Origin of the sequence: Fischerella sp. PCC 9605 (assembly GCF_000517105.1) — a bacterium.
Taxonomy (GTDB): Bacteria; Cyanobacteriota; Cyanobacteriia; order Cyanobacteriales; family Nostocaceae; genus PCC9605.
On record NZ_KI912149.1, the window covers coordinates 1,211,732 to 1,238,225 of the forward strand.

The window sequence follows — 26,494 nt, forward strand, 5'->3', positions numbered from 1 at the left end:
ATTCCACAGTCATGGAAATCAACTGGCAAACCGCCAAAACCTACGAAGACATCCTTTATCACAAAGCTGATGGCATTGCCAAAATTACCATCAACCGCCCACACAAACGCAATGCCTTCCGTCCCAAAACCATCTTTGAACTGTATGACGCCTTCTGCGATGCTCGCGAAGATACTACCATAGGTGTCGTACTATTTACGGGTGCTGGCCCGCACACTGATGGTAAATATGCCTTTTGTGCGGGAGGCGACCAAAGTGTACGCGGGCACGCGGGTTATCTAGACGACAGCGGTATCCCTCGCTTGAACGTGTTGGATTTGCAACGCCTAATCCGTTCAATGCCGAAAGTAGTAATTGCCCTGGTAGCTGGGTACGCGATCGGTGGCGGACACGTTCTCCACTTAATTTGTGACCTCACCATCGCTGCTGACAACGCAATTTTTGGGCAGACTGGCCCGAAGGTAGGCAGTTTTGACGGCGGTTTTGGTGCCAGCTATCTGGCCCGTGTCGTCGGACAAAAAAAGGCGCGAGAAATTTGGTTTCTCTGTCGCCAGTACAGTGCCCAACAAGCGCTAGAAATGGGCTTGGTTAACTGCATTGTGCCAGTGGAACAATTAGAAGCAGAAGGCATCCAGTGGGCAAGGGAAGTTTTAGAAAAAAGTCCCATTGCCATTCGTTGTTTGAAAGCAGCATTCAACGCCGACTGTGACGGACAAGCTGGTTTACAAGAACTCGCAGGTAATGCCACCTTACTTTATTACATGACGGAAGAAGGAGCCGAAGGAAAACAAGCGTTTTTGGAAAAACGTCCGCCGAATTTTCGCCAATATCCTTGGCTTCCGTAGACTATCTCTTTGTGTCTTAGTGACTTAGTGGTGAAAAATTTTTTTAAACCACTAAGACACAAAGACACCAAGAATTATTTAGCAAAGCGAATAAGCTTTATTCTTAGTTGAGCTAAATACAAGTGAAAAGTCAGCCACTCGTCTTGGTTAGAAATGCAAAAATCGCTCCTCTTTTCAAGGAGCGATTTTTGACATATCAAGGTTATTTCTAGACCCATAATTGTTAAAAACAAATTTTATTTGGAAATTACTAGAGATTCACTTTTTACTGCCCACTTTCTCAGCGCCACACTCTGAAAAGCTTACTGTAAAAGGGTCTTGTATTCATTTGACCTTGACGAGTTTACTCAAAATTATACTTGACTTGAGTTGAACTCACACCAAAATTTTCTCAATCTAATATCAAAAGACTAATTTACCATTATCTTAGTTTTTAGCTGTTCAGAAGATGTGCAGCTAACTGTTTCTTCAATAGGATAAATAACTGTTATATTCATATCTGAAGTTATGACTGGTGTAGCATCTGGCAAACTCCAAGCATCTTCCAATCTTTCCCAAGAAGGAGCAAATGGAGGAAGTGCCAAAGAGCAAGCTTTCCAAGCTGCTTGAACTGGTGCTCCTAACTGCTGGCACATGCCTCCACGACGTCCCTCTGGCTGATAATAACGACAATATCTACAAGCAGAAGTCAAGTCTTTAATGCTTTTCATAATATATAGTGCCTTTGAAAGCTTATTTACATATCTAATTTCGCATATAGATATAAAAGCTGTTTTATACCAAAAAGTATATTTTGATGGACGTTATAGCGATCCCCGGGATAGAATTTGCTTTAGAATCTCTTTAGCTTCGTGTTATATATTTCAATTATTTTGTTAACAATGTGATACAAGCATGTCAAAATATTACGCACATTTGTTTTTGGCTAAAAATAACTAGGGATCAAGGCTAAAAATAAACTTTTTGATGCGTAGCGGTTTTTAGTTTATCAGGAAGTTGCACAGTTAGCGATTATGCAAGCTGTATATTTTTGCATGGTTTAGATCTGAAAAACGTATTTTATGTAACGTTTGAAGAGATCATTTGAATAAGTCAAAAGTTTCCATCCAAGGGTAGAAGAAATAACAAAAGATAAGGAGCATTTGGAAAAAAGCCTGAACTCAAGCGATTTGCCAGTTTGTAAAAGGGACTGGGGATTGGGGATTGGGAATTGGGAATTGGGTAAAGGTTAAAGGGTAAAGGGTAAAGTAATTTATTAACCTTTCCCCTTTTCCCCTTTCCCCTCTTGTTTTTCCGATGCCCCATGCCCTCTACTTAGCTGTTGCAGTTGCGATCGCCGTTATCTTCAAAAATTATTGGAGAAGCCTTTAGCAGCACACAAAGAACAAACACCCCAACGCTGGAGTTCGCCACCAGGTGTGGGACATTGGCACTCAGGACAAAGGGGTAAGTGATGCGATCGCTCTTGCATTGCTTCTGCCCAATTTTCAAAAGCTGCATTGGCACTCTTGGCAGTGGATTCAACATCATGGTGTCTGTTTATTTCCTCACCAAGATAACTTGGATGGTAGCGCGGTAGAAGCGTTTGTGGCTGATTGTTAGTTTCTTTAGCAGCGTACCATTCAGCAGTGGAAAAACGAATATCTACCAAAGGAGTAGGTAACACTGTATTTAACTTGACAAGTAAGCGCCGACGCTCAAAAGTTAAGTTCTGTGCCCAAGCAGCACTAGAAGTTGCTACTCGCAAAACATCGCGCTGAATCGACAAAGGGCGAGTATGAGCAGCAATTACTTTTCCGACAACTTCAGGCCAGCACTTGAGCAAACGTTGAAATGGCTGCTCTTGCAGCTTCGCCTGTAGTTGGAGAACACCTAAAATATCATTAACAGAATTAAACGACATCCTAGTAAAGGGGTGCCACAATTGCATTTGGATTATGCAATGAATCTATGCTAACTTTCGATAGCATCAGCATAAATGTATCTTTAAATAAAGCAATTGGCGATCGCTATTTAGCCAAAAGATGAAAAGCTGTTAGCTTTTAACTTGAGAATAATCCGGCAGTCTAAGTTTGAGGCAGATAGACAATGAATCAAAACCCTCTGGTAGATTCGAGTGTAAAATCCTCCAAAACACCCGAGTTAAAGCCAGCACTTGCAGCAGCACTCTCCAGTTTAGAAGTAGAACTAGATCAAGAACTAGCCCGTTATCGACGCACCCGATTTACACATAAAACATCATTACAACCCCGTCTGGGTATTTCGATGAGCGGTAAACTCCAACAGTTAACTGCAATCGCCACAACAGAGGTAAAAACTCAGCACGCACCAAGTGCAAACAATAGTGAAAAAATTTCTTTGCCACTATTCCCAAGCACGACACCACCAATATCTGAATCGGAATCAAATACCCAAGAGCAAGTGCCAACAACAGTGAAGGAAAACTCCTCACAACAGCACACTCTCGAAATGCCCTCAACCTCTGCTGTAGACAAAAAACAAACCACACCTATCCCTAATTCCGCCAGTATTGTGCCTGCAACGATTGGGGAAAATAAAAGTCAAAATCTTGTCTCGCAAAATAGCACCCCCAAGCCGCCTGATGATTATTTGGAATCATCAGAAGCACTGCTACGAAGTCTAGCAGAAGAACAACCCCCAACAAACAAGCGTAGTAATTCCAGCGACAGTCTGTTATCACCTTTAGGTATCGGCTCAATGCTGCTGCTATTGATGTCAAGTCTTACTCTTGGCTATGTAGTGTTTAATCCGAAAAGCTTACCGCATTTGAGTCTAAATGGTTTGTTTAAGAAAAACACTCTTGACTCAGCCACAAATACTGAAGGTACAGGCGCAGACAGCAATATCAAAACTGTAGCGGAACCAGAACTTACACCCATACCCAAGAATCCCAATCTAGCTGCTAGCGAATTTCCAGAGGTAAAAAACCCCAATGATGTAGTTGGTTTGCAACCCAAACCCAAACTAACGCCAATAGCGACATCTACACCCAGCCCAATTCCTGCCACAACTACTATTGCCCAGCAGGTACAGCCAACCTCAGCCCCGATGCCGCCAATTGCTACAACTACAACCCCCACCAAGCCAACTCCTACTCCTGCACCTAGTCCACAAAATTTAGATGATGCAGAAATAAAACCCTTGGCGGATGGATTTTATCATGTCGTTATAGATAATCAGAGTGTAGAATTGTTTGCCAAAATACGGCAGGTAATTCCTGATGCTTATTTAGCATCTGACAACAAATTAATTTATCTAGGAGCTTTTAAGACCAAACAGCAAGTCAAACAACACATGCAAATGCTACAGGCAAAGGGAATTAATGCCAAGGTGCAGCAGCCTTAAGGGGCAAAACAATACGATACGATGAGGTCATAAACTCACGCTTGGCTTGGTTGCTGACTGGCGAAAAGTAAATGGAGGGCCGATATGGGACTGATCGAACGGATCGGGCGGGTAATTCGTGCTAATATTAACAGTTTAATTGGGGCAGCAGAAGATCCAGAAAAGGTTTTAGAAAAAACCGTGATGGAAATGCAGGACGATCTGGTGCAATTGCGCCAAGGGGTAGCGGCAGCGATCGCTAGCCAAAAACGCACAGAACGGCAGGCAGCGCAAGCCGAGTCTGCTTCAGAAGAATGGTATCGTCGTGCCCAATTAGCCTTACAACAAGGCAACGAACTTTTGGCAAGGGAAGCTCTTAGTAAACGCCGTGCCTACCAAGAAACTGCTAAAGCCCTCTCTAGCCAGATTGAGGAACAAACCGACGTCGTGGCTAGGCTGAAAAAGGATATGCGCTCCCTAGAGCTAAAAATTACTGAACTAAGAACTAAAAAAGATATGTATATTGCTCGCGCCCGTTCAGCAGAAGCTGCCGTGCGCCTTCAAGAAATGCTGGAAGGTGTTTCTGGTACAAGTAGTCTAAATGCCTTTGAGCGCATGGAAGAAAAAGTTGAACAACTAGAAGCCCAAAAAGAAGCAATAGCAGTTACTGGTACAGATGAATTGGAAAAACGGTTTGCAACATTAGAGGCTAGTGTTGATGCCGAACTGTTACAAATGAAAGCACAGCTACCTAGTGGTACGGAAAATACGCAATCAATACCACAGCAATTACCCAAGACAGAGGATTAAGCCGGATTGGTCAATTACTAAGTTGAAAGAATATCTTAAGAATAAGGGTCATTGGTCATTTGTCATTGGTCATTGGTCATTGATTAGTAGTTTTAACTACTACCTCCCATATCCTGTCTTCATTTACTAATGAACAGCAGGACTGAAACAGTCCGGAAGGATTACATTGAAATAAGTAGCTGTAAAACAGTAAAAAAGCTAACTGCCAAACCAAGCGCGTAAATCTCAAAAGGAAAAACAAAGTTATGGGATTATTTGATCGCATTCGGCGAGTAGTCAGCGCCAACCTCAACGACATGGTCAGTAAAGCCGAAGACCCTGAAAAAATGCTGGAACAAGCCATCCTGGAAATGCAGGAAGACTTGGTACAGCTACGCCAGGGAGTAGCTCAGGCGATCGCTGCCCAAAAACGCACTGAAAAACAATACAATGATGCGCAAAATGAAATCAACAAGTGGCAACGCAATGCCCAACTTGCCCTGCAAAAAGGTGATGAAAATTTAGCACGCCAAGCGCTGGAGCGCAAGAAAACTTTTACAGAGACGGGTACTGCCCTCAAAGCCAGCCTAGAGCAGCAAACCGCTCAAGTTGAGAACCTCAAGCGCAATTTAATCCAGCTGGAAAGCAAAATTTCTGAGGCTAAAACCAAGAAAGAAATGCTCAAAGCCAGGATCACTGCTGCCAAAGCCCAAGAGCAACTCCAAGGCATGGTGCGGGGTATGAATACCTCCTCGGCAATGGCAGCGTTCGAGCGCATGGAAGAAAAAGTCTTGATGCAAGAAGCTCGTGCCCAATCAGCAGGCGAATTGGCTGGTGCAGATTTGGAACACCAATTTGCAGCTTTAGAAGCTAGTAGTGATGTTGACGATGAATTGGCAGCACTGAAAGCCCAAATGTCCCTACCAGGTGGTACATCAAATCAACCCCAACTGCCACCCGAACAAAGAACCACTCCTAAAGTCAATAATGAAGTGGTTGACGCCGAGTTGGACTCGCTACGCAAGCAATTGGATCAAATGTAATACTTTGATAACACCTTTGGAAACTAATCCCACACCTGTTGGTTGTGGGATTTTGCGTCATTTGTCAATAGTTAATTATTAATTATTATTAATGGTTAATAGTGAAAAATAACTATTGATCGCTTGCTATGGACGATTGACTACTTTGGGATAGAGTAATTTGTGTGTCAACCGAAAACGATACCACCTGATGGAGACTGAAATGAATAAGGGTGTAAAAGTTATAACTGATGCTGAGTTTGAAACCGAAGTATTAAAAGCTGAGGTGCCAGTATTGGTTTACTTTTGGGCTTCTTGGTGCGGTCCTTGTACATTAATGTCCCCAATGGTAAACTTTGCTGCCAATACCTACAGCGATCGCCTAAAAGTGGTGAAAATGGAAATCGATCCGAATCCAGTCACCGTCAAACAATACCAGGTAGAAGGAGTACCTGCCCTCAGGCTCATTCAAGGAGACAAAATATTAGCATCCACTGAAGGAGTCATTGGTAAAGACAAATTAGTTAACCTCTTAGATACTCACTTAAACTAGTCAATAGTCCAGAGTCCAGAGTCAAAAGTCCAAAGTCAAACACTTTTTGACCCTTGACCCTTGACTATTGACTATTGACCATTGACTAAAATGCAATTTGCCAAACGTTTACAACCCCTACAATCAAATGTATTTGCTGATATGGACAGAGCCAAGGCAAAAGCTTTGGCTGCTGGACAGCAATTGATAGATTTATCGCTGGGATCTTCGGATCTGCCAGCCGCAGCACACGCGATCGAAGCGATCGCTCAGTCTCTCTACGATCCGAGTACCCACGGCTACTTACTGTTTCACGGTACGCAAGCATTTCGCAAAGCAGCAGCCCAATGGTACGAGCAAAAATTCGGCATTTCCGTAGATCCAGAAACAGAGGTGCTACCGCTAATCGGCTCTCAAGAAGGCACTGCCCATTTACCACTAGCAGTTCTTAACCCAGGAGATTTTGCCCTGTTACTCGATCCGGGTTATCCCTCCCATGCAGGCGGAGTTTACTTAGCTAGTGGTCAAATTTACCCAATGCCACTACTAGCGGAAAACGATTTTTTACCAGTTTTTGCTGATATTCCCGTACATGTCTTGGCACAAGCGCGGATGATGGTGTTAAGCTACCCACACAATCCTACTAGCGCGATCGCACCATTATCCTTTTTCCAAGCAGCTGTTGCATTTTGTCAGCAACACAATCTCGTCCTGGTTCACGATTTCCCCTACGTTGATTTAGTATTCGAGGAAATCGGGGACTGGGATAAAAATCTTCCCAATCCCCCATCCCCAATCCCCAATCCCCAATCGCTTGCTCCCTCAATTCTCCAAGCCGATCCAGATAAAACCGTTTCAATTGAATTTTTTACTCTTTCCAAGTCCTATAATATGGGCGGCTTCCGCATCGGTTATGCCATTGGGAATGCTGAGTTAATCCGTGCTTTGCGTCAAGTCAAAGCAGCAGTTGATTTTAATCAGTATCGCGGAATTTTAAATGGGGCGATCGCAGCCCTCAGCGGGCCGCAAGATGGCGTCAAAACAGCTGTCAATACCTTCCGCCAACGCCGGGATGTCTTTGTTAATGCTTTACATCGCATTGGTTGGCAACTTCCCAAACCTAAAGCCACAATGTACGTTTGGGCAAAGTTACCAGAACCTTGGAGCCAAGATTCTGTAGAATTCTGTACTCAACTAGTCGAAAAAACAGGAGTAGCAGCGTCACCTGGTGCTGGTTTTGGCAAATTCGGGGAAGGCTATGTCCGCTTTGCCTTAGTGCATGAGCCACCCGTATTAGAAACTGCTGTACGGAGAATTGCGGAGTTTTTGTAGCTATGGGATGGCTATGTAGCTGCACGCGATCGCCTTCTGAGTTTTCTAGACCAGCGTAAACCCTCTAATTCAACGTGAGTTCGACGGGTTGAAAAATGTACAAAAAAAAGCTGAGACTGTATTTGGATAAAAAATACGCATGATGTCTCAGCAATGGAAAATATTGTATCTCGGTTGGATGTGACACAGATTTTTTGCGATGTAGATGATTTTTGCTCCTCATGGGAGAAGATGTGGCAACAAGTACCTCAGCTACCGTTAATGAGCGGTGAACGCCGCAGTAGCTCCAGGATGCACATCAGCGAGGTCATAACTATCGCTCCGCGCATTTCATGGCAGTGGTTATAAGACTTTCAAGGAGTTCTATACGTTGCATGTACTGCCTGGTTGGCGTGGAGCTTTTCCAAACTTGGTTAGCTACAGTAGATTTGTTGCATTAATGCCGTGGTGTTTGATGCTGTTGTGTTGTTAACGTGAGTTCGACGGATAGGAAGGGGCAAAAAGCTTGCTATGTAAGAATTGCTCAACTGGGATTCACGGCAGCGATCGCGCACAGTGGCGCAGACGAGCACGACGATTAATTGAGAAGAGGTAAAAAGTGACAAAAAAATGCCGAAACTAAAAATATCTAAGAAAAATCAAGGTTTCGGCTATGTCTACTATTGTATCTCGCCTCGACATCACACAAATTTTCTGCGATGTAGATGATTTTTGCTCCTCATGGGAAAACCTTTGGCAGCAAATACCACAATTACCATCAACTACGTAAACGTGCGTTTAAGCGAGTCGGTCTATGACCATCTCAAAAATATTTGTCAAATCGAACCAGATCGTCATCGTAGTCCATTTAACTTTTTGGTGAATTTAATGGCTGATGAGCGCGGCTTATACCTATTTGCCCAAAAAACCTGCCATTGACATTTTATCCAAAAGATTTGCCTGCTCTACCTCCTGCCATTTTTTAGTCCTGTCGAACTCACGTTCTTTTAGGATCTCTAAAAGAAATTGCCGAAAGCAAGAAGTTCAAATTTCCCTCAAAACTCAAACTTCCTGCCAACGAACTGTATAAACTATTGAGTCGGGAACAAGAAGGATTTGTAATTGAATCTTCCACACATCAGGCATTGAAAACTAAAAACATAGTTATTGGCTTACCTCTAGACTATCCCCATTTCTGGAATGAACAATCAGAAGATGACATCCGCCAACAGGTATTAGAAGATCCGCAAGCTTGGAGAAGTGCGCTAGGACGCTCCCTAACTCCTCAAGGCTTAATCATACCCGTAGTACCTCACTACCGAACATTTCCTTGGGTAGCTGTGGCAGGTAGACGGATTTTTACACAATTAGAAATAGTTTTTAGCGATCGCTACTTTATGGCATCCAGTGAATTGAATTTTCTCAATACTATTCTGCTTGAAAACGAAGCAGAGTAAAAATCACACATTCAGACACAATCACATGACGGATGACTACCGCTTTGTACGAATACAAAGAATTTTTTCGTTAAAATTTGTATTAAACTTCAGGTGCTTCTGGGCAAAAGTCAAGCGAAACATTTATATCAAAATTTTTGTAATTTGTGCTATTTTGATTTTTTAATGAATTAGGTAATGATAAAAAGTGTAAACTAACTTTAATTTGAAGTTTACCTTTTTGTCTGCAATTATTACCTATCGTTAGAAGCTCACATTGAATTCCTGGTTTGAGTAAAAATTTCCATTCTACTCGATTAAATATTCCCTGGGTATTGACTTCTTTGAAATATTTTTTTATCAATGAATTGTGACTGCCAAAGTTTAAATCATTAGCTTTTGGTAAAAAATCTTGAATGATTTTGTCTTTCATTTGAGTGACTTTAAATTTAGCATTATCTAATAAAAGCACATCATTTTCGCTATTCAGTTGCTGAAATTTGTTTGGTAGAAACATATAATGCACCTTTTTGGTAAATGGGTTATATTAGCATTGCTAATGAGTCAAATCAAATAACAAATAATACATTTATTGGATATTTATTAGCTGATTTATATAAAAATTGATTTATAAATTTACCTCATTTTATATTCTTAGCTTTGTGCTATTTGTGGTTCTTAAAAGAACGGCCACAGATGCATACAGATAAACACAGATTCAACGTTACTTTACTATAAAGACAATAGACTATGCAGTATACAATGATTGAGATAAACTAACAACACCATTACTAACAATTACTTCATGCTTCTCAGCTATTGGAATAACATCAGATATACCAATCACAGGCAGTAAATGATCATATAAACTCATTGCTTGCAAACAACTATTAATAGAACTAACAGCTTGATTATAAGTCGCAATTTTTTGCTCTACCTCACTCAACAATCGCTGATTATTAACAATCTTTTCCTCAGCTTCTTGTTGTAATGTTTTTTCTAAATAAGCACGTGCCTGGGAATACTGCTGCAAAATTTCATCTGCTTGTTTATCTGCCATCAGTAATAACTGGGTTTTGAGAGTTTGGTTGATGGTTTGACGAAAAGTTTTGCGGATGGTTTGGGAAACTTTCGGTTCAAAATCTAACTTTAACAACTGCCTAATTGCAGGTTCTGCTTCTACTATGCTTTCGCAGTCGTAAGCTTGGGAGGTTTGCTGCAATATTTGCCGAAATTGATATATAGAAAAAGTCCCTTCATCATAAAATCTGGGACTTTCTCGAACAAAGCGATCGCACTCTACCCGCGCCTCATTCACCAAACTCAGTGAAACTACTTTTTCTAGCGCTTGCAACTCTTGCTCAATCCCGCCATCGTTACCCAACAAGCGATACAATTGGCGATAGTAATCTGACTTGCAAATCTTCTCAATCAAACGCTGGAAGAAATTTGCAACTACTTCCTGGCAAGACTCGACTAAAATATCTTCTAACTGATTCGCTAAATAATAAAGCGCCTCTACTAAAATGGCAATTAAAGGTGCAGTCGCATTGCGGGAATGACTCAAAGTTGCACGGCTATAAGCATTAGCAACAGAAAAGGTGTTTAGCAACTCATCCAAACGGCTAATCATCCTTGATTTTAGATCGCGAAAATCTGCCTCAAAATATTCACTTCCGTTTGTTACTACTTTGTTAACTTCTTCAGTAATGTGCAGACGAAAATCGTTACCTACTTGCTGTAGTTGCTGGTTGAGGCGTTGTAACTCCTGCGCTTTCATTGCCTCGATTTGGCGGGGTTGACTGTCTAAATTTCGTTGTAATACCTGATAGTTTTTCTTGAGTTGAATGCAAATATCTTCTAAATCATTAGCGAGATTTTTAAATAATTGCGGACGCTTTTCTTCAGTAAGATAACGGGTAATAGCAGTCCTAAATTCTTCAATGCCGCTGTCTCGAATTAGCTGGTTAATTAGTGGCATTCCTTGTTCTGCTAAAATCCGCACATAGTTTTCATTTGGAGTTTCATAGCTATTAACAGAAATGCGAAACTTACTAGGTAACAACTTACCGGAGTTAGCACAGTAACGCAGAAACTCATTTACAAACTGCGGTGTTTCTTCTCTTTCATCCCAACCTTTGACACTCTCGGAAAACACACAGTCTAACCTAAACCGATCGTTGCCACTGGTATTTTTGATTTGACTGCCGTAAAAACCTAGCAAGCCACTGGTTTTATAAACCCTGCTTGTATCCCGAAACTGGTTGCTAATCAAATCATCCAGACGTTGGTGTAGCTGAGTGTTGTACCAAGTTTCATCAATGCGATTGAAGACGTAGAAAACGCGATCGCGTATTCCCCCATTTTCCTGCATCATCTCTAAAAGTTCCGTTTCTTCCTTCGTCATGTCACCCGCTGACGCAGGTTTCAGCACACATACCACCACCGAAGTATCCTGATGTTGAATTTTGGCGTAAGTTAGTTGTGCATCCTTCTCTACTGGTGCATCAATTCCTGGAGTGTCTATAATTACATTGCCATCCTGCAACAAGGGATGATGGCAATAATATTCAATTCGCTTCAAAACTGCGCTATTGCTACCACGCCGTGCATAACTAGCAGCTTCCTTGAGATTGGTAAAGTTAAATTGCTCCATTGAGTATGTGGCATTATTTACCGTGTGGATGTGTTGGCGGTTTGTCACATACCCTTCCAGCAGCAGCATCAATGCCTTCGCCTGTTTCGCCCGTTCCGATTTACTCTCGCCGCCTTCTTGCTGAATAATGGTTTCGCATCCTTGACGCAGCAGATTGATAACTTCCACTTGGTTGATATTGGCTATTGTTGTAAATCCTAACTGCTGACATAGAGAAACCGCTTGTTCTCGAATTTCCGCTTCACTCAAAAATGTTAAAACAACTCGTTCTTGATCTGGTTGTGCATATTCAATTTTGCATTCTGTGCCTGTAGCGTGTCCCTCTGCACTATACAACAATTCTCTTTCCAGCAATGCATTAATTAGCATTGACTTACCCGCACTAAACGCACCTGCAAACACAATTTCAAACTTCGGAGATATTGCTTTACCAAGAGATGTTTGTATTGGTGTAATGTCATGCGATCGCAAAGATGGTTCTTGCTGTAAAAGTTGTAATAACAACTCGACTTGTTCTTTCAAATTTTGGCATTGGGGCGGCAAAGCTACCATATAGAGCAATTTATAAATATTACTGTTAAAGCTTTTACGTATATTTTATGGCTTTTAATTGCTCTATAGCTTCAGTAATCTTACTAAGAAATTTCCAAGATTTTGTCTTACTCAGATGATATGCTTGTAACTAAAGAATACACTAAATGCAATATTTTTATAAGCAAAATTACTATTAGAAATCAAAAGATTTGTAAAGAACCTATGAATGTTGTTGCTATTAGGCTCAAACCTAACGAAGATTTAAGACAAACTTTAAAAAACTTCGCACTCAATCAAAATATCAAAGCTGGATTTATCTTAACTGCAATTGGCAGCCTCAAACAAGCAACTATTCGTTTTGCCAATCAGGAAATTAGTACAGTATTAACCGATAAATTTGAAATACTTTCTCTTAACGGTACAATTGCAAACACAGGCGTTCATCTTCACATTGCCATTGCCGATCAACAAGGCAAAACTATCGGCGGACATCTTGATGATGGATGTATTATCTACACAACAGCTGAAATAGTCATTGGGATCGCAGAAGATTTTACTTTTCTCAGAACCATTGACGAACAAACAGGCTATAAAGAATTAGAAATTATTCCAAATTTACGTCTAACGTGAATTTAATAAGGTTGGTAATCGGTAATAGGTAAATGAAAGCAAAAGCTGCTGCATACTAAGTATCCCAATTTTGCCAATGATGAAATATATCATTTGGGCTAACAGTACCGCGACAGTTAGTGGGATGTTTAATCCTTGACATTGCTTATCGTGCTTGATGACTTGTCAATCCAAGCAATGGTTCTGGATGTAATTCTATCTGTCGGATACTGCATGAACATCTTGAGGAAGATGTGGAGCATTCCACAAATTTAGTATCAATCAAATCGGGAGGTCAAAGCAAGCATCCTGGTAAAGGAGACTTATTCAATGAATTTAAAAGCGGTTTGGGGACTGTTCCAAGAAACATTTAGTGAATGGCAAAAAGATAAAGCGTCGCGGTTGGCGGCTGCATTAGCTTATTACACGATTTTTTCTATTGCTCCATTGCTGATTATTGTAATTGCGATCGCCGGTGCGGTATTTGGGGAAGCAGCGGCAAGTAACGCAATTTTCAACCAACTTCAAGGTTTAATTGGCCCTGAAGGCGCAAAAGTTATTCAAAATGCAATTGCAAATGCTAGCCGGCCGCAAGCAGGGACTATCGCTTCACTTATTAGTATTGTTGTTTTGATTTTTGGTGCTACTGGTTTATTCACAGAGTTACAAGATGCTCTCAATACTATTTGGGAAGTGCAACCCAAACCAGGAAAAGCCATGAAAAACATGGTTCGCCAACGCTTTTTATCGTTTGCGATGATTCTGGCGATTGGCTTTTTATTGCTAGTATCCCTGGTGATTAGTACGGTACTGGCAGCGCTGATTAACTATTTTCAAAATCTATTACCAGGTGTTGATTTTCTTTGGCAGTTTGTCAACTTTTTCCTTGGTTTTGCCATTACCACGGTGCTATTCGGGTTAATTTTCAAGGTTTTGCCGGATGCCAAAATTACTTGGAAAGATGTTTTAATTGGAGCTGCGATTACCTCGTTGTTGTTCTCCATCGGTAGGTATGCACTGGGACATTATCTGGGTAATGCTACTTTTGGCTCTACCTACGGAGCAGCTGGTTCAATAGTGGTTATCCTTGTTTGGGTTTATTATGCTGCTCAGATATTATTTTTCGGAGCAGAATTTACCCAAGTTTATGCTCGCAGATACGGTTCTCGTATTGTCCCAGCTGATTATGCCATGCCTTTGAGTGAGAGCGATCGCCTGCAACAAGGAATGAAAGCAAATAGCACCACCAATACTCAAACATCTTCCTCCGAATCGATCGCTAGCTCTCTGCGGCGCTTTGCTGGTGCTAAACGCTTAAAAAGGAAACCAAAAAATCGCCGCTAAACTTCTTGCAGAAGTCAGCCAAAGGGGAAGGGATAACAATTGAGAAACCTTTCTCCATTTCCCTTTAACCTTTTCCCCTACAGAAGGTTGTTGACCTACAGGCTACAGTACAATATGACGGTTGTACTCTGTGGCGGACTGTGATTGAGCGTTATACCTTGCCCGAGATGGGCAATTTGTGGACGGAAGCATATAAATTCAAAACCTGGTTGCAAGTAGAAATCGCTGTTTGTGAGGCGCAGGCGGAATTAGGTTACATTCCAGCCGAGGCGGTTGAGGAAATTAAGGCAAAGGCGAATTTTGACCCCCAAAGGGTATTGGAAATTGAGGCTGAAGTCCGTCACGATGTCATTGCTTTTTTGACAAATGTCAATGAATATGTAGGCGATGCTGGACGCTACATTCACTTGGGTTTAACCAGTTCCGATGTGTTGGATACAGCTTTAGCATTGCAACTCGTTGCTAGTCTAGATTTATTGTTGCAACATCTGCAAGCATTAATTGATGCGATTCGTCAAAAGGCCAAAGAACATCGTTACACAGTGATGATCGGACGTTCTCATGGTATTCACGCCGAACCCATCACCTTTGGTTTTAAGCTAGCGGGATGGTTGGCAGAGGTATTGCGCCATCAAGAACGCCTGCAAATTCTGCGGCGAACTATTGCTGTTGGTAAGATTTCCGGTGCAGTGGGAACCTATGCCAATATTGAACCGCGTGTGGAAGCGATCGCTTGCCAAAAACTCGGACTCCAACCAGATGCTGCATCGACACAGGTAATATCACGCGATCGCCATGCCGATTTCGTGCAACAATTAGCTTTAGTTGCAGCCTCCATAGAACGCTTTGCCGTTGAAATTCGTAACCTGCAAAAAACCGATGTTTTGGAAGTAGAAGAATTCTTTGCTAAGGGGCAAAAAGGCTCCTCGGCAATGCCCCACAAGCGCAACCCCATCCGTTCTGAAAGACTCACAGGCATGGCCAGAATTATTAGAGGTCATGCCGTAGCAGCTTTGGAAAATGTTGCCCTCTGGCATGAGCGGGACATCTCTCACAGTTCTGTAGAACGAGTGATTTTGCCTGATGCTTGCATTTTGACGCATTTTATGCTATTGGAGACAACCGACCTAGTGCAGAACCTGCTGGTTTATCCAGAGAACATGGCGCGGAACATGAACGTCTATGGCGGCGTTGTGTTTAGTCAAAGAGTTCTACTCGCGTTGGTAGAAAAGGGAATTACCCGCGAGGAAGCATATAAAATTGTGCAAGAAAACGCACACACAGCTTGGAACCAGCCAGAAGGCAATTTTCGTGACTTGATTAGCAAAGACCCGCGCGTCACCGAAAAATTGTCACCAGCCGAAATCGAAGCATGTTTTGATCCGCAAAACCATCTGCGGCATTTAGAACAGGTTTACCAAAGACTAGGAATCTAATACCATTTCACAAAATTCGTAAAAGGGATCGGGGATTAGGAATTGGGTAAAAATAAGTCAAAAGCATGCCCTCGAGCGCAGCGAAGGGTTAAAAGCTAAAAGTAAAAAGAAAGAATTTTTTCTTTTACCTTTTTACTTTTTACTTTTCCAGTTCCTTTGCCCCTTGCCCTATGCCCTAATCCCTAGTCCCCAGTCCCTAGCGTGTCCTCCTTGTCTCCCCGCCAAATGTATCAGACTTATAGTGAAACGGTATAAAATCACTGTGGATTTTTCAGCTATTGAATGCTGCTAATCGTTTAATCTACTACTAAATATATTTCACGTTTGAAACGTTAAAAAATATATGGGAAAATGCAAGCGTATTGGCATTCTTACTAGTGGAGGAGATTGCTCTGGTTTGAATGCGGTTATAAGAGCTGTTGTCCATTGTGCTTGTGTCCAAGGTTGGGAAGTACTGGGAATTCGTCAAGCAACTCTGGGATTAATGGCGCGTCCACCGCAAGTCACCAAACTGGAAATCGACTTAGTTGATCCGCTACTAACTTCTGGTGGAACAATGTTAGGAACCACCAACACAGGCGATCCTTTTGCTTTTCCTATGCCTGATGGCAGTGTATGCGATCGCTCCGAAGAAATTATTGCTGGCTACCATCAACTAGGTTTAGATGCTTTGATTGGGATTGGTGGCGATGGTAGCTTGGCTATTTTGCGTCGCTTGGCACAACAAGGCGGTATTAATTTAGTGGGTATTCCCAAAACGATTGATAATGATATTGGCATTACCGAACATGCCATCGGTTTTGATACGGCAGTTAATATTGCCACAGAAGCACTCGATAGGTTACATTTTACCGCTGCTTCTCACAGTCGAGTCATGATTTTAGAAGTGATGGGTCGTGATGCCGGACACATTGCCATTGCTGCGGGAATTGCTGGGGGAGCAGATGTGATTTTAATTCCAGAAATTCCTTACACGATTGACCACATTTGCTCCCAAATTAAACAGCGCCAAGACAAAGGCAAGAACTATTGTTTAATTATTGTTTCTGAGGCAGTTCGTACTCAAGACGGTGAAACTCTCACAATGACAAATCGTTTGGGTCAATCTCGATATGGTGGTATTGGTCAATACTTAGCCGACCAAATTAGCGATCGCACTGGTACGGAAACGCGAGTCACAGTGTTAGGACACATCCAACGGGGTGGAACTGCTTCACCACTAGATCGACTCGTAGCTGCTGCCTTTGGTGTAGCAGCGGTAAATCTCATCGCCGAAGCTAAATATGACTACATGGTGACATGGCAAAATCGCCAGGTTGTCAGTGTGCCAATTGCTGAGGCGATCGCTCAGTATAGAGCTGTTAACCCAGAGGATACTTTAGTCAAAACTGCGCGTGGTTTGGGTATTTATTTGGGAGATTGACATTTGTAAAGTTGTTGCACTGCAACATCCCTACTGTTGACAGATGTTTGACAATCACCAAACCCGGAGGAAAGAGGGACTCTAAGCTCAGTATCAACAAAAACTAAAGCAATGTCATAGTTTTAAGTAACAATTGATACTTAAAAACTCTTTAGGTTAGCCCTTGAAAGCGAAAAAAGTACCCTCCAAGGGTACTGTGTATTCTTGAAACCCCTCATAAAATAGGCTCATGCATGTGTGAAGAGACTGAGGGGGCATAAAATCGGAACTTTACATCTGCGCTTGGAGTTTCATGGCAAGCTCTCTGGTATTAGGCCTAGTTCTAAATTTTCATCTACCAACAAAAAATCAGAGGAGATGGCTTATGGCTGAAGAGTGGCAATGTACGTGCAAGAAAGTAGAGCCAAAGAAACCTGAACCTGAACAGAAGCCCGATAACAGCATATTTTTGATACTTCTCGCATTCCTTGCGGTTCTCGGTCTTGGCGGTCTCGGTTACGAAAAAGCAAGCCACCTAAACTCACATACCCATCCACCTCACAGGAGCGAAAATTGAAAGACGAGGCGCGCCGGAATTATTTATGGACAGAGTATAATAAAATTTGCCCGATCGAGAGCACTTTGCGATCGCACGCTCGCAAAGCGCAAAAACTCTGCCAAACTCTCATTCAGTCAGGAATTCGCGTCCACTTTATTATTTAACCTTCCTTGCGGGAAGTCCCCAGGTTCCGTAAACTACACCTGGGGATGAATCTTGGGCAGAATCTAATCAACTAGGCAGAGAGTCTTGCTGCTTGATATATTTCTTCAGCACATCAAGCGATACTCCGCCACTAGAATTCACAAAATATGAGCTTGACCAAAAAACAGGCTTCCAATAGTGTTTGTCAATGTGTGATTTGAACTCCTTGCAGAAGAAACGTCAGAAACCTCGCACGTAGCGGCTATCGGAGTGCGTAGGTAGTTCATTGGAACTCGACTGAGTTTACCTAAATACAATTACTGGGAAATTCCAGTCAAAGTAATGCCCGGATATCCCAACACTGCGATCTCTCAAACCAAAAGCATCAGTAGTATATATACTGAAAAATAGATAGTTTTCGCGACGAATATAACCGCTCAGCGCTCGTGCGGAGAAATTGTACGGGAAATTCGATAAGAATGCACAAGACAACTGTGTTTCTGGCTTAAGAGATTTTTGCTTGCATGTTGTCTGCTTCAATTTCCACACAACGTATTCTTCATAGCCTTTTTGAGAAGGATTGGTGAGTGCAAGAAATAAAGGAATCAGTAGCAAACCGATGATAGGAAGAATTCGTACGGACGGTTTGTGCAAAGGCGCTTGCTGAGGTAGCGGATGATTCAAATCCAAGGAGGTTGAGTATTGTTCCTTAGTGTTCATAATGACCACTCCATTGCTTCTGGAACGGAATTTTGTTGCCACCATTCGAGTTGCTGTCGTAGCAAAGTGGCTACCTCGTCATCAAAAAAACTGGGTTACTGCCTAGACGGATCGGGTTGACACCGTTTTCGGTATCGCAACTGTCTTTCAACTAGATAAACTCGTGACTTTCGCGATCGCCCTTGAGAGAAAACTTATTGGTTTACTGATAGTAGGTTTGTAAGTCTGAGGCATTACGCAGCAAACTAATCCATTAAAACAGCAACTTGCTCTACATCTTGCAGGAATTAATTGCGGAGGGCGATCGTGGTTGTTTCTGCTTGTTGAGTCTGTGTTACCAATTGCTCCACAGCTACTTATAGCTGCGTCAATGTTTTCAAAACGGCATTGTGTATCTTGTGCCAAAGCCAGGCACGCAACAGTTGCTTCAAGTAGTTCAGGTATTGCCAATCAGCTTTTTCAATATCGAAAGTGATTGTTAAACTGTGTTTTTGCCATTGACAAGGTTATCTAGCCAAGAGCGCTGCTGGTGCAGAAGCTGCTGGAGATTGGGAATAGTTTGTGTTTTAAAGTTATTAACATTTGCTTGCTGTTGAGCTAATTTCCACTCAAATTGGGGCAAGTCTTTAGCCGCTTCAGTAGCAATGGACTCTAGTACATCTCGCAGTTTTCCCAGAAACTGCCGAGCAGCTGTTAAATTTTTAGTCTGCACTAACTCCAGTATAATCTGTTCTATTTCTAATCTTTCGATTAAAAGGGCGATCGGGATACTGCCTGAACCAAAACAGCAAGAAACGATCAACAAAATGATTGGAGAAAATTTATTGAATTTTGAAATAGTCACAACTGGAAGTGTGTGGCGAAGTAAATGCAATATCCATGAAAGATTTGCAGCATCTATTGTGACTAAATTTCCTTCTACAAAAGTTATTGTACCAAGATATGAACCTGCTTATGGTGCGAGTTTGTTGGCTTTGAAGAGGTTAGCAGGGGAATGGTAATTTTGAGGCGATCGCACCTTACACAATCGGCTCGACTAAATTTGTCAAAATTGGAATAACATAACTGAGTGGTCAATCCCTTGGCTAGGAAACATCTATCATATGACAAAAGTCACAGCGCAAGAAATAGCACGCTTTCGCTCTCAATTGGCAGAAGATTCAGCAGTGATGGAAGCACTGGATCTGATTGAGGATTGTGAAGGCGATTTAGAAGATGCAGCAATGACATTAGCTATTCGAGCCGGACAAGAACCAGAAAGAGCAAATTCAGAGTGGTTAGACGCATTGGCAAGAAAGTGGCGTGCTGTGATTTGCGAACAAGGATTTCGCGATGACTTGCTCAATGGCTCAGTCAAGGGAATAATGGAACAGTTGAAAACAATGCCGAGTTTTCCGCAAATTTTGGCAACACCAGTTTTAATGTATGTCCTCAAGCAAGGCGTAAGCTCTTTTTGTGAGCCGTTAGATGAGGTGTTGGAGTGAGGATCGTTTTTGGTTGTTGGTTGTTTGTTGTTTGTTGTTTGTTCCAATCAGCCACCAACTACTAACTACTAACTACTAACCACTAACTAATAACCACTGATACCCTGTTAATTAGGACAAAACTTTAATGTCAGACAACAGTTGTTACATTCAATGAATTACCTTGTTGCTGTATTAGCAGACCGCATCCAAGCAGAATCAGCTTACTTAGCCTTAGAGCAAGAAAGCATAAAAGGTACAATTTTGGGAAAAGGCTACAAAACGGCTGATGAGTTTGGTTTGATCGACCCTAAGGAAGTAGCCATAAAGCAGGCAAGATTCATGGCATTCTGGCTAATACCCTTTGGATTTTTTGCAGGAGCAACTTTCAGTCTCATCACTGGGTTGAATACCTTTGCTTGGGCAGGTGAAGTTGGTAATCATGTTGTTGGAGGATTACTAGGGGCCGCCAGTGGTGCTTTGGGTAGTGTATTTGTCGGTGGTGGAGTCGGCTTAATTTCTGGTAGTGGTGATGCTTTACCCTACCGCAACCGCTTGAGTGAAGGTAAATACCTAATAGTAGTGCAAGGCTCTGAAAGTGTTACCCGTGAAGCAACTCGGATCTTACGTCAGTTTGAGCCAGAAAATATTCAAGGTTACAAAGAATAGTTGTTAGTTATTCGTTATTTGTTGTTTGTTGTTTGTTAACCATCAACTACCAACCACCAACTACCAACTACCAACCACCAACAAAATTATTTAATAATGCTACCAAGAGAAGAACTTTTAAAAGGTGTTGAAAATCGAGATACTGTTGCTCGTGTAATCGATCAAGCTGAACAAGCTATTAAAACTTGGGAAGTGGTTTTGACGGATTTTCTTTCTCCCCCAGAGTTAGCGGAAATCCAACAGGTATTTAGTCGGTTAACCGAGGTGCAATTACTGGTATGGGGAGGATATCCGCAAGCAGAACGCCAGAGAATAGCGATCGCTCGTTCCGAACTTCCCTTAGATATATCTCAAGTCGCTGTCGCCGCGTTGGATATTGCTGGTAATTTTCTGTTTGATACTGCTACTCACCGCGATTTTTTAGGGGCAATATTGGGAACTGGCATTATCCGCGAAAAGACGGGGGATATTATTGTACTGGGAGAACGCGGAGCGCAGGCAATTGTCGTACCGGAATTGGTGGAATTTTTAGAGATAAACCTCAAGCAGGTGCGTTCAGTTCCCGTCAAAACTCAGCGCATTGATTTAAGCGAGTTAAAGGTAAGAGAACCAAAGAAAAAAGAATTAACTACCGTCGAAGCTTCCTTGCGACTGGATGCGATCGCCTCTGCTGGCTTTGGCATGTCCCGCAGTAAAATGGTGGAACTGATTGATGGTGGTGATGTACGCGTCAATTGGAAGGAAGTAACCCAAGCTAGTTCTCAAATTAAAACAGGCGATTTAATCGCCATTCGTGGTAAAGGACGTTTAGAAGTTGGGGATATTGCTGTCACTAAAAAAGACAGATATCGCGTTCAACTGACTCGTTATATGTAGAGTTAGTAGTTAGTAGGTATTAGTTGGTTGTTGACCACTAACCACTAACCACTAACTAATGACAAATGACTAATGACAAATGACTCTTATACCCTAAACTGTTTTTCCAATATATTCAGCAGAGTTTTGCGTGGAACAATACCAGCTAATTTTGTGATTAAGTGAGTGCTAAAGCCGCCAATGACAACTGTAGAATCTCCTCTTTCCAAAGCTTTGAGGGTTTCGCGCACTACTTCTTCTACTGTAGATACTTCATTTGTTCTACTTGCAAGTTCTGGAGGGAAATTAGCTTCTGTAAAAAAGTTTGTTTCTGTTGGCCCTGGACAAGATACTAGAACGCGGATACCATACTGACGATTTTCTGCCCACAATGCTTCACTAAAACTGCGAACAAAAGCTTTGCTGGCAGCATAAACAGAAAGGTAAGGTATGGGTTGAAATGCAGCCAAAGAAGATACATTAATTATGCTTCCAGAACGACGTTCTCGCATCAGGCGCATAAACTTATGAGTTAAATCTACCAATGCCAAAACGTTCAATTGCACCATCTTAATTTGCCGTTCTTCATCTGCTTCAGCAAAGTCTCCATAGTCGCCAAAACCAGCATTGTTGATTAATAAATCAATTGTTAATCCCTTTTCTTTTGTGAAATCAAACACAGCACCAGTAGCACCCGGTTCTGTGAGGTCTTTAACTATAACGTCAACTTGAATATGATATTTTTCTCGTAGTTGCTTTGCCAGTTCATTCAATTCTTCTTCTGAACGAGCGACGAGAACAAGATTTGTATTGCGTGCAGCTAGTTCCTCAGCAAAGGCTTTACCAATACCAGCAGAGGCTCCTGTAATTAAAGCAGTTGGCATTTTAAATATTATGAGAATTCGTTAATCTTTTTACAGATATTAACAATACTTGCAGCAAGTTTGACCCGCCTATAGTCATATACCCAAAGGCAAAAGCTTCACTGAGTAAGTTTTGTAAATTTTTGGTTACTGACGGGAATACTAAAATCATAAAATACTGAGTATTTTTATGTACCGTCTCAACAAACGAGCTTTTGAAATCTTACGTGCCGAAGTTCAAGAATGTAGCAGTGATGGCGAGATTGGCAAAACCGAGCGCCAAATCGTTATGAAACGTTTAGAAAAACTGCGGCGAGAAAAAGGTCATCCCGTCAATGTAGATGAACTGCGCGACACAGTTGTAGACGTATTTCCGCAATTCAGCGAGAAGGCAATAAAGCAAGCTGCAAGAGCTAATCAGCCACCTGGTATTTTCAGCAAAATAAAATGGGTGACTATTATAGTAACAAGTATAACTGGGGTTATGTGGGTAATAAATTTACCCTATCCGATGATTCGCTTATCTGTAGCCAAAACAGCACCAATCTTGCTGTTACCCAGTTTTATGAGTATGGATCGTAACTATCGTGGGGCATTAAACTACGTTGAACAAGCAGATCAGTTAGTAAACCAAGCTACAAGCCAAGCTGATATTGAACGTGGTGCCGAGAAAGTCAAAGAAGCACAAAAGCATCTGGACAACCTACCAGTTTGGTTTTTAGGGTATTCTCCTCAAGCTTACTGTAGCTTATTTGGTTGCACTTGGAAGTTTACCTTAGATGAATTTGAAGATGCTCGTCGCAGGGTAGCGCGGATGGATGCGAAGGTTTTTCAAGAAAAAAATGCTTTTACGCTATTAACAGACGCAAAAACAGCTCTTCAGACTGCAAAGCAGCAATACGAACAAACTAAGAATGCACAAGAGCAACAAAAAGCGATCGCATCTATGCAAGCAGCGCTGGATACTCTAGAGCAAATACCTAAAGAAACACTAGCAGGAAAAACGGCACAAACAAAGCTAGTAGCTTACGAGCGCGATTTTGGTAAAGTTGCTAATACTCTTACAGGTGATAACCAGACAAGCTCATTAATTGAGGCTGCGAAGCTATTTGCCTTGCAAGCTGCACAAGTTTCACAACATCCACCCCATCCAGCAGAAAAATGGAAACAAGCAGAAAAATTGTGGTTTGAAGCAGTTGAGCGGCTACAAAAAGTTAAAGTTGGAGAACCAAATTATTTGCAAGCACAAAAGTTACTGGCCACATATCAGAGCAACTTAGGGATTGTGCAAACTCGCAAGCAAGCAGAAAGCGAGTCAACACAAGCTCTCAAACAAGCTAACGAGCAAATTCAAAGGCTAATTGCTTATCCTCCCACAGATCGCAACCAATTTAAAGGTGAGTTAATGGGAATTATCAATCACCTGAAAACTATTAAACCGGGAACAATTGCTTACGCAGAAGCACAACAACTGCTAATATCAGCACAGCAAAAGTTGCAACAGTAGGCTTTTGTGTGGTGTGGAGAGCGGGCGAGTGTCTGTGGCAAGCCTGGGACAATAAATAATTTGTGGAAGTTGCTTTTTTAGGTAAATCTATGTTACACTAGCAAAAGTGCGGACGTATAGCTCAGTTGGTTAGAGCGCTACGTTGACATCGTAGAGGTCACTGGTTCGAATCCAGTTACGTCCATATATATTTGTACAGTGACTAATTGTTTGTCATCGGTGATAAATTACTGTCATCGTGACTATTTAATTGTCGTCGGGACACATTGGTGTCCTTTAAGTGCTAGTGACAGATTAATGACATTCATCCACGGACACTCTAGCGATAATGTCAACGTAGCGCTCTCTTTCAACCTTCCATAAAAATTATAATAACCCACCAATACCTCAATACGGTTCAGTTAAGGATTGTTGGTACAAAAAATTAGTCTGTAGAGACGCGAAATTTCGCGTCTCTACAAAGGATTATGGGCTTATCTGAACTGTATTGACCAATACTGTACAGTGACTAATTATTTGGGTTCTTGGCCACTTTTGATTCAGCAACGCCAGAATTTAGAATATATCTTCCTTTTGCTTCCACCCAAACAACCGTATTCAGACCAAGTCCATAGCAGTCTACAATAGTAGCCTAAATGAGGATTAGCCATAATTTGTGTTTTTATGACTTCTGCTACGACCGTAAAAACTGAGTACGAAGCAATAATTGGTCTAGAAACCCATTGTCAGCTGAGTACCAAAACCAAAATTTTTTCTACTAGCTCCACAGAATTCGGGGCTGACCCCAATACTAACATCGATCCGGTGTGTATGGGTTTGCCGGGTGTGTTGCCCGTACTCAACGAAAAGGTACTAGAATACGCCGTTAAAGCAGGCTTGGCACTGAACTGTCAAATTGCCAAATATAGCAAATTCGATCGCAAACAATATTTTTATCCTGACCTTCCCAAAAATTATCAAATTTCTCAGTACGATTTGCCCATTGCCGAACACGGCTGGTTAGAAATTGAGTTGGTAGATGAGGATGGAAACCCCGTCCGTAAAAGAATTGGCATCACTCGCTTGCACATGGAAGAAGATGCAGGCAAACTGGTACACGCAGGTAGCGATCGCCTTTCCGGTTCTGCCTATTCTTTGGTAGACTACAACCGTGCTGGTGTACCGTTGATAGAGATTGTCTCGGAACCGGATTTGCGTTCTGGACAAGAAGCTGCTGAATACGCCCAAGAATTACGCCGGATTATGCGTTATCTCGGTGTCAGCGATGGCAACATGCAAGAAGGTTCGCTGCGCTGCGATGTGAATATTTCTGTGCGTCCTGTCGGTCAAAAGCAGTTTGGCACGAAGGTAGAAATTAAAAACATGAACTCGTTCAACGCCATTCAAAAAGCGATTGAATACGAAATTGAACGCCAAATCGCAGCTGTAGAAGCTGGTGAAAGAATCGTGCAAGAAACCCGCCTGTGGGAAGAAGGTACTCAGCGCACAGTCAGTATGCGGAGTAAGGAAGGTTCTAGCGATTATCGCTACTTCCCCGAACCTGATTTAGCACCAATCGAAGTCTCAGACGAACAATTACAAGAGTGGCGAACTCAACTACCGGAACTTCCAGCCGAAAAGCGCCGTCGCTACGAAGATGAGTTGGGTCTTTCAACCTACGATGCGCGAGTTATAACTGAGGAACGCGTTACTGCCGAGTATTTTGAAGCGGCGATCGCAGCGGGTGCTAATCCCAAAGCAGCTGCTAACTGGATTACTCAAGATATCGCTGCTTACCTCAACAAAAATAAACTCAGCATCACCGATATTGCCCTCACTCCTACCAATCTCGCTGATGTCATCAGTCGGATCGAAAAGGGCAAAATTAGCAATGCCCAAGCTAAACAAAAGTTGACCGATTTGTTGAGTGGTGTTTCTCCCGAGAAAGCTTTCGCAGGTCAAGAGTTAATCGCAGATCCCAGCGTGCTAGAACCCATCATCGATGAAGTGATAGCTGCCAATCCCAAAGAAGTAGAAAAATATCGTAACGGTAACGTTAATCTCAAAGGCTTCTTTGTCGGGCAAGTTCTGAAAAAAACCAACAAACGCGCCGATCCCAAGTTGACTAACGAATTGGTGGAGAAAAAGCTAAATGCTTAAGTCCGCAAGGCGGAAGTCAAAAGCATGCCCAAGGGGCGCAGCGTAGACGCCCGCAAGGGCGGCTTCGGTGCAGGGTAGGTAGGGTCAAGAGTCAAAAAACTCTGGACTTTTTACTCTTGACTCTTGACAACCCTCAAGAAAAAATATGCAATCTCAAAGCGTATCAGCAGTCTAAAAAGGGGTATTGCCCCTCATCGCTCTAATGCTATACTGTGCTATCTATATGCACCCTGATGATCTGGAGAGCTACCCAAGTGGCTCTCTTTTTTTGTAAGAGTACCAATTTAAAGGGGACTGGAGATTAGGCACTGGTG

General features: G+C 42.2%; 26 protein-coding genes, 1 tRNA gene and 4 pseudogenes. 21 read left to right on the forward strand and 10 right to left on the reverse strand.

Annotated elements, in window-relative coordinates; translation table 11 throughout:
- The first annotated feature begins 11 nt into the window (after positions 1 to 11).
- Positions 12 to 845, forward strand: a complete 834-nt coding sequence (gene menB / locus FIS9605_RS0120170) for a 1,4-dihydroxy-2-naphthoyl-CoA synthase (protein ID WP_026734209.1) — start codon at positions 12 to 14, stop codon at positions 843 to 845.
- 410 nt (positions 846 to 1,255) lie between these two features.
- On the opposite strand, the gene FIS9605_RS0120175 is transcribed toward menB, so the two are convergent.
- Entirely contained in the window at positions 1,256 to 1,555 is a 300-nt protein-coding gene (locus FIS9605_RS0120175; protein ID WP_026734210.1) for a hypothetical protein, read from the reverse strand.
- Between the two features lie 635 nt (positions 1,556 to 2,190).
- The gene (locus FIS9605_RS0120180; protein WP_026734211.1) at positions 2,191 to 2,748 is read right to left on the reverse strand and encodes a DUF721 domain-containing protein; all 558 of its coding nucleotides are present in this window, start codon (positions 2,746 to 2,748) and stop codon (positions 2,191 to 2,193) included.
- Between the two features lie 185 nt (positions 2,749 to 2,933).
- Here FIS9605_RS0120180 and FIS9605_RS0120185 point away from each other — a divergent pair, with 185 nt between their 5' ends.
- From FIS9605_RS0120185 to FIS9605_RS46660, 6 genes and pseudogenes are all read left to right on the forward strand, one after another.
- Positions 2,934 to 4,211 carry a hypothetical protein gene (locus tag FIS9605_RS0120185; protein WP_026734212.1) on the forward strand — a complete coding sequence of 426 codons (1,278 nt, stop codon included), beginning with the start codon at positions 2,934 to 2,936 and terminating at the stop codon, positions 4,209 to 4,211.
- A gap of 84 nt (positions 4,212 to 4,295) precedes the next feature.
- Positions 4,296 to 5,000: a PspA/IM30 family protein gene (locus FIS9605_RS0120190; protein ID WP_026734213.1), complete on the forward strand. Its 705-nt coding sequence runs from the start codon at positions 4,296 to 4,298 to the stop codon at positions 4,998 to 5,000.
- A gap of 245 nt (positions 5,001 to 5,245) precedes the next feature.
- Positions 5,246 to 6,022, forward strand: a complete 777-nt coding sequence (locus FIS9605_RS0120195) for a PspA/IM30 family protein (protein WP_026734214.1) — start codon at positions 5,246 to 5,248, stop codon at positions 6,020 to 6,022.
- A gap of 202 nt (positions 6,023 to 6,224) precedes the next feature.
- Positions 6,225 to 6,554: a thioredoxin family protein gene (locus FIS9605_RS0120200; protein WP_026734215.1), complete on the forward strand. Its 330-nt coding sequence runs from the start codon at positions 6,225 to 6,227 to the stop codon at positions 6,552 to 6,554.
- Positions 6,555 to 6,644: 90 nt separating this feature from the next.
- Entirely contained in the window at positions 6,645 to 7,865 is a 1,221-nt protein-coding gene (locus tag FIS9605_RS0120205) for an LL-diaminopimelate aminotransferase (protein WP_026734216.1), read from the forward strand.
- 153 nt (positions 7,866 to 8,018) lie between these two features.
- Positions 8,019 to 8,334 (forward strand): annotated as a pseudogene (locus FIS9605_RS46660) (IS982 family transposase); the annotation flags it as partial.
- Here FIS9605_RS46660 and FIS9605_RS46665 read toward each other — a convergent pair.
- Complete coding sequence (locus tag FIS9605_RS46665) at positions 8,279 to 8,470, reverse strand: hypothetical protein (RefSeq protein ID WP_442854725.1); 192 nt, start codon at positions 8,468 to 8,470, stop codon at positions 8,279 to 8,281. The pseudogene FIS9605_RS46660 and the gene FIS9605_RS46665 sit on opposite strands and share 56 nt — an antisense overlap.
- A gap of 178 nt (positions 8,471 to 8,648) precedes the next feature.
- Between FIS9605_RS46665 and FIS9605_RS46670 the strand changes: the two are divergent.
- Together FIS9605_RS46670 and FIS9605_RS0120215 are read left to right on the forward strand one after the other, a co-directional pair.
- Positions 8,649 to 8,830, forward strand: a pseudogene (locus tag FIS9605_RS46670) (IS982 family transposase); the annotation flags it as partial.
- Positions 8,831 to 8,938: 108 nt separating this feature from the next.
- Positions 8,939 to 9,301: a hypothetical protein gene (locus FIS9605_RS0120215; RefSeq protein WP_026734217.1), complete on the forward strand. Its 363-nt coding sequence runs from the start codon at positions 8,939 to 8,941 to the stop codon at positions 9,299 to 9,301.
- 82 nt (positions 9,302 to 9,383) lie between these two features.
- Here the strand turns inward: FIS9605_RS0120215 and FIS9605_RS37615 are convergent, their stop codons facing one another.
- Together FIS9605_RS37615 and FIS9605_RS0120225 are read right to left on the reverse strand one after the other, a co-directional pair.
- Positions 9,384 to 9,797 carry a KGK domain-containing protein gene (locus FIS9605_RS37615; RefSeq protein ID WP_035140072.1) on the reverse strand — a complete coding sequence of 138 codons (414 nt, stop codon included), beginning with the start codon at positions 9,795 to 9,797 and terminating at the stop codon, positions 9,384 to 9,386.
- A 231-nt stretch (positions 9,798 to 10,028) separates the two neighbouring features.
- Positions 10,029 to 12,488: a dynamin-like GTPase family protein gene (locus tag FIS9605_RS0120225; RefSeq protein ID WP_026734218.1), complete on the reverse strand. Its 2,460-nt coding sequence runs from the start codon at positions 12,486 to 12,488 to the stop codon at positions 10,029 to 10,031.
- Positions 12,489 to 12,692: 204 nt separating this feature from the next.
- On the opposite strand from FIS9605_RS0120225, the gene FIS9605_RS0120230 reads away from it, so the two are divergent.
- From FIS9605_RS0120230 to FIS9605_RS44200, 5 genes are all read left to right on the forward strand, one after another.
- The gene (locus tag FIS9605_RS0120230) at positions 12,693 to 13,100 is read left to right on the forward strand and encodes a PPC domain-containing DNA-binding protein (protein WP_026734219.1); all 408 of its coding nucleotides are present in this window, start codon (positions 12,693 to 12,695) and stop codon (positions 13,098 to 13,100) included.
- Positions 13,101 to 13,409: 309 nt separating this feature from the next.
- On the forward strand, positions 13,410 to 14,423 hold the full coding sequence (locus tag FIS9605_RS0120235) for a YihY/virulence factor BrkB family protein (RefSeq protein ID WP_026734220.1): 1,014 nt from the start codon (positions 13,410 to 13,412) through the stop codon (positions 14,421 to 14,423).
- Between the two features lie 140 nt (positions 14,424 to 14,563).
- On the forward strand, positions 14,564 to 15,859 hold the full coding sequence (purB, locus tag FIS9605_RS0120240; RefSeq protein ID WP_026734221.1) for an adenylosuccinate lyase: 1,296 nt from the start codon (positions 14,564 to 14,566) through the stop codon (positions 15,857 to 15,859).
- A 343-nt stretch (positions 15,860 to 16,202) separates the two neighbouring features.
- A complete protein-coding gene (locus FIS9605_RS0120245; protein ID WP_026734222.1) occupies positions 16,203 to 17,282 on the forward strand; it encodes an ATP-dependent 6-phosphofructokinase in 1,080 nt (359 codons plus the stop codon).
- A 552-nt stretch (positions 17,283 to 17,834) separates the two neighbouring features.
- Positions 17,835 to 17,984 carry a hypothetical protein gene (locus FIS9605_RS44200; RefSeq protein ID WP_197036091.1) on the forward strand — a complete coding sequence of 50 codons (150 nt, stop codon included), beginning with the start codon at positions 17,835 to 17,837 and terminating at the stop codon, positions 17,982 to 17,984.
- A 67-nt stretch (positions 17,985 to 18,051) separates the two neighbouring features.
- Here the strand turns inward: FIS9605_RS44200 and FIS9605_RS41115 are convergent.
- From FIS9605_RS41115 to FIS9605_RS0120265, 4 genes and pseudogenes are all read right to left on the reverse strand, one after another.
- Positions 18,052 to 18,186: pseudogene (locus FIS9605_RS41115) on the reverse strand (transposase); the annotation flags it as partial.
- A gap of 81 nt (positions 18,187 to 18,267) precedes the next feature.
- Complete coding sequence (locus FIS9605_RS0120255) at positions 18,268 to 18,684, reverse strand: DUF4359 domain-containing protein (protein ID WP_026734224.1); 417 nt, start codon at positions 18,682 to 18,684, stop codon at positions 18,268 to 18,270.
- A 147-nt stretch (positions 18,685 to 18,831) separates the two neighbouring features.
- The gene (locus FIS9605_RS44205) at positions 18,832 to 19,134 is read right to left on the reverse strand and encodes a hypothetical protein (RefSeq protein ID WP_197036092.1); all 303 of its coding nucleotides are present in this window, start codon (positions 19,132 to 19,134) and stop codon (positions 18,832 to 18,834) included.
- A 28-nt stretch (positions 19,135 to 19,162) separates the two neighbouring features.
- Positions 19,163 to 19,528 (reverse strand): hypothetical protein, encoded by a 366-nt coding sequence (locus FIS9605_RS0120265; RefSeq protein ID WP_197036093.1) that lies wholly within the window; start codon positions 19,526 to 19,528, stop codon positions 19,163 to 19,165.
- On the opposite strand from FIS9605_RS0120265, the pseudogene FIS9605_RS45365 reads away from it, so the two are divergent.
- The 4 genes and pseudogenes from FIS9605_RS45365 to FIS9605_RS0120285 all read left to right on the forward strand — a co-directional run.
- Positions 19,518 to 19,685, forward strand: a pseudogene (locus FIS9605_RS45365) (ATPase); the annotation flags it as partial. The gene FIS9605_RS0120265 and the pseudogene FIS9605_RS45365 sit on opposite strands and share 11 nt — an antisense overlap.
- 102 nt (positions 19,686 to 19,787) lie before the next feature.
- Complete coding sequence (locus tag FIS9605_RS0120275) at positions 19,788 to 20,168, forward strand: hypothetical protein (protein WP_026734227.1); 381 nt, start codon at positions 19,788 to 19,790, stop codon at positions 20,166 to 20,168.
- A 153-nt stretch (positions 20,169 to 20,321) separates the two neighbouring features.
- Positions 20,322 to 20,816, forward strand: a complete 495-nt coding sequence (locus tag FIS9605_RS0120280; RefSeq protein WP_026734228.1) for a hypothetical protein — start codon at positions 20,322 to 20,324, stop codon at positions 20,814 to 20,816.
- Positions 20,817 to 20,912: 96 nt separating this feature from the next.
- The gene (locus FIS9605_RS0120285) at positions 20,913 to 21,692 is read left to right on the forward strand and encodes a photosystem II S4 domain protein (RefSeq protein WP_026734229.1); all 780 of its coding nucleotides are present in this window, start codon (positions 20,913 to 20,915) and stop codon (positions 21,690 to 21,692) included.
- A gap of 86 nt (positions 21,693 to 21,778) precedes the next feature.
- Here FIS9605_RS0120285 and FIS9605_RS0120290 read toward each other — a convergent pair whose 3' ends face one another.
- Positions 21,779 to 22,555, reverse strand: coding sequence for an SDR family NAD(P)-dependent oxidoreductase (locus FIS9605_RS0120290; protein ID WP_026734230.1), 777 nt, complete (start codon positions 22,553 to 22,555; stop codon positions 21,779 to 21,781).
- Between the two features lie 169 nt (positions 22,556 to 22,724).
- Here FIS9605_RS0120290 and FIS9605_RS0120295 point away from each other — a divergent pair, with 169 nt between their 5' ends.
- The 3 genes from FIS9605_RS0120295 (at position 22,725) to gatB (ending at position 26,180) form a co-directional block, all read left to right on the forward strand.
- Complete coding sequence (locus FIS9605_RS0120295) at positions 22,725 to 24,041, forward strand: hypothetical protein (protein ID WP_026734231.1); 1,317 nt, start codon at positions 22,725 to 22,727, stop codon at positions 24,039 to 24,041.
- Positions 24,042 to 24,151: 110 nt separating this feature from the next.
- Positions 24,152 to 24,225: transfer RNA gene (locus FIS9605_RS0120300), tRNA-Val, on the forward strand.
- Positions 24,226 to 24,704: 479 nt separating this feature from the next.
- Positions 24,705 to 26,180: an Asp-tRNA(Asn)/Glu-tRNA(Gln) amidotransferase subunit GatB gene (gene gatB / locus FIS9605_RS0120305; RefSeq protein WP_026734232.1), complete on the forward strand. Its 1,476-nt coding sequence runs from the start codon at positions 24,705 to 24,707 to the stop codon at positions 26,178 to 26,180.
- Positions 26,181 to 26,494: the final 314 nt, after the last annotated feature.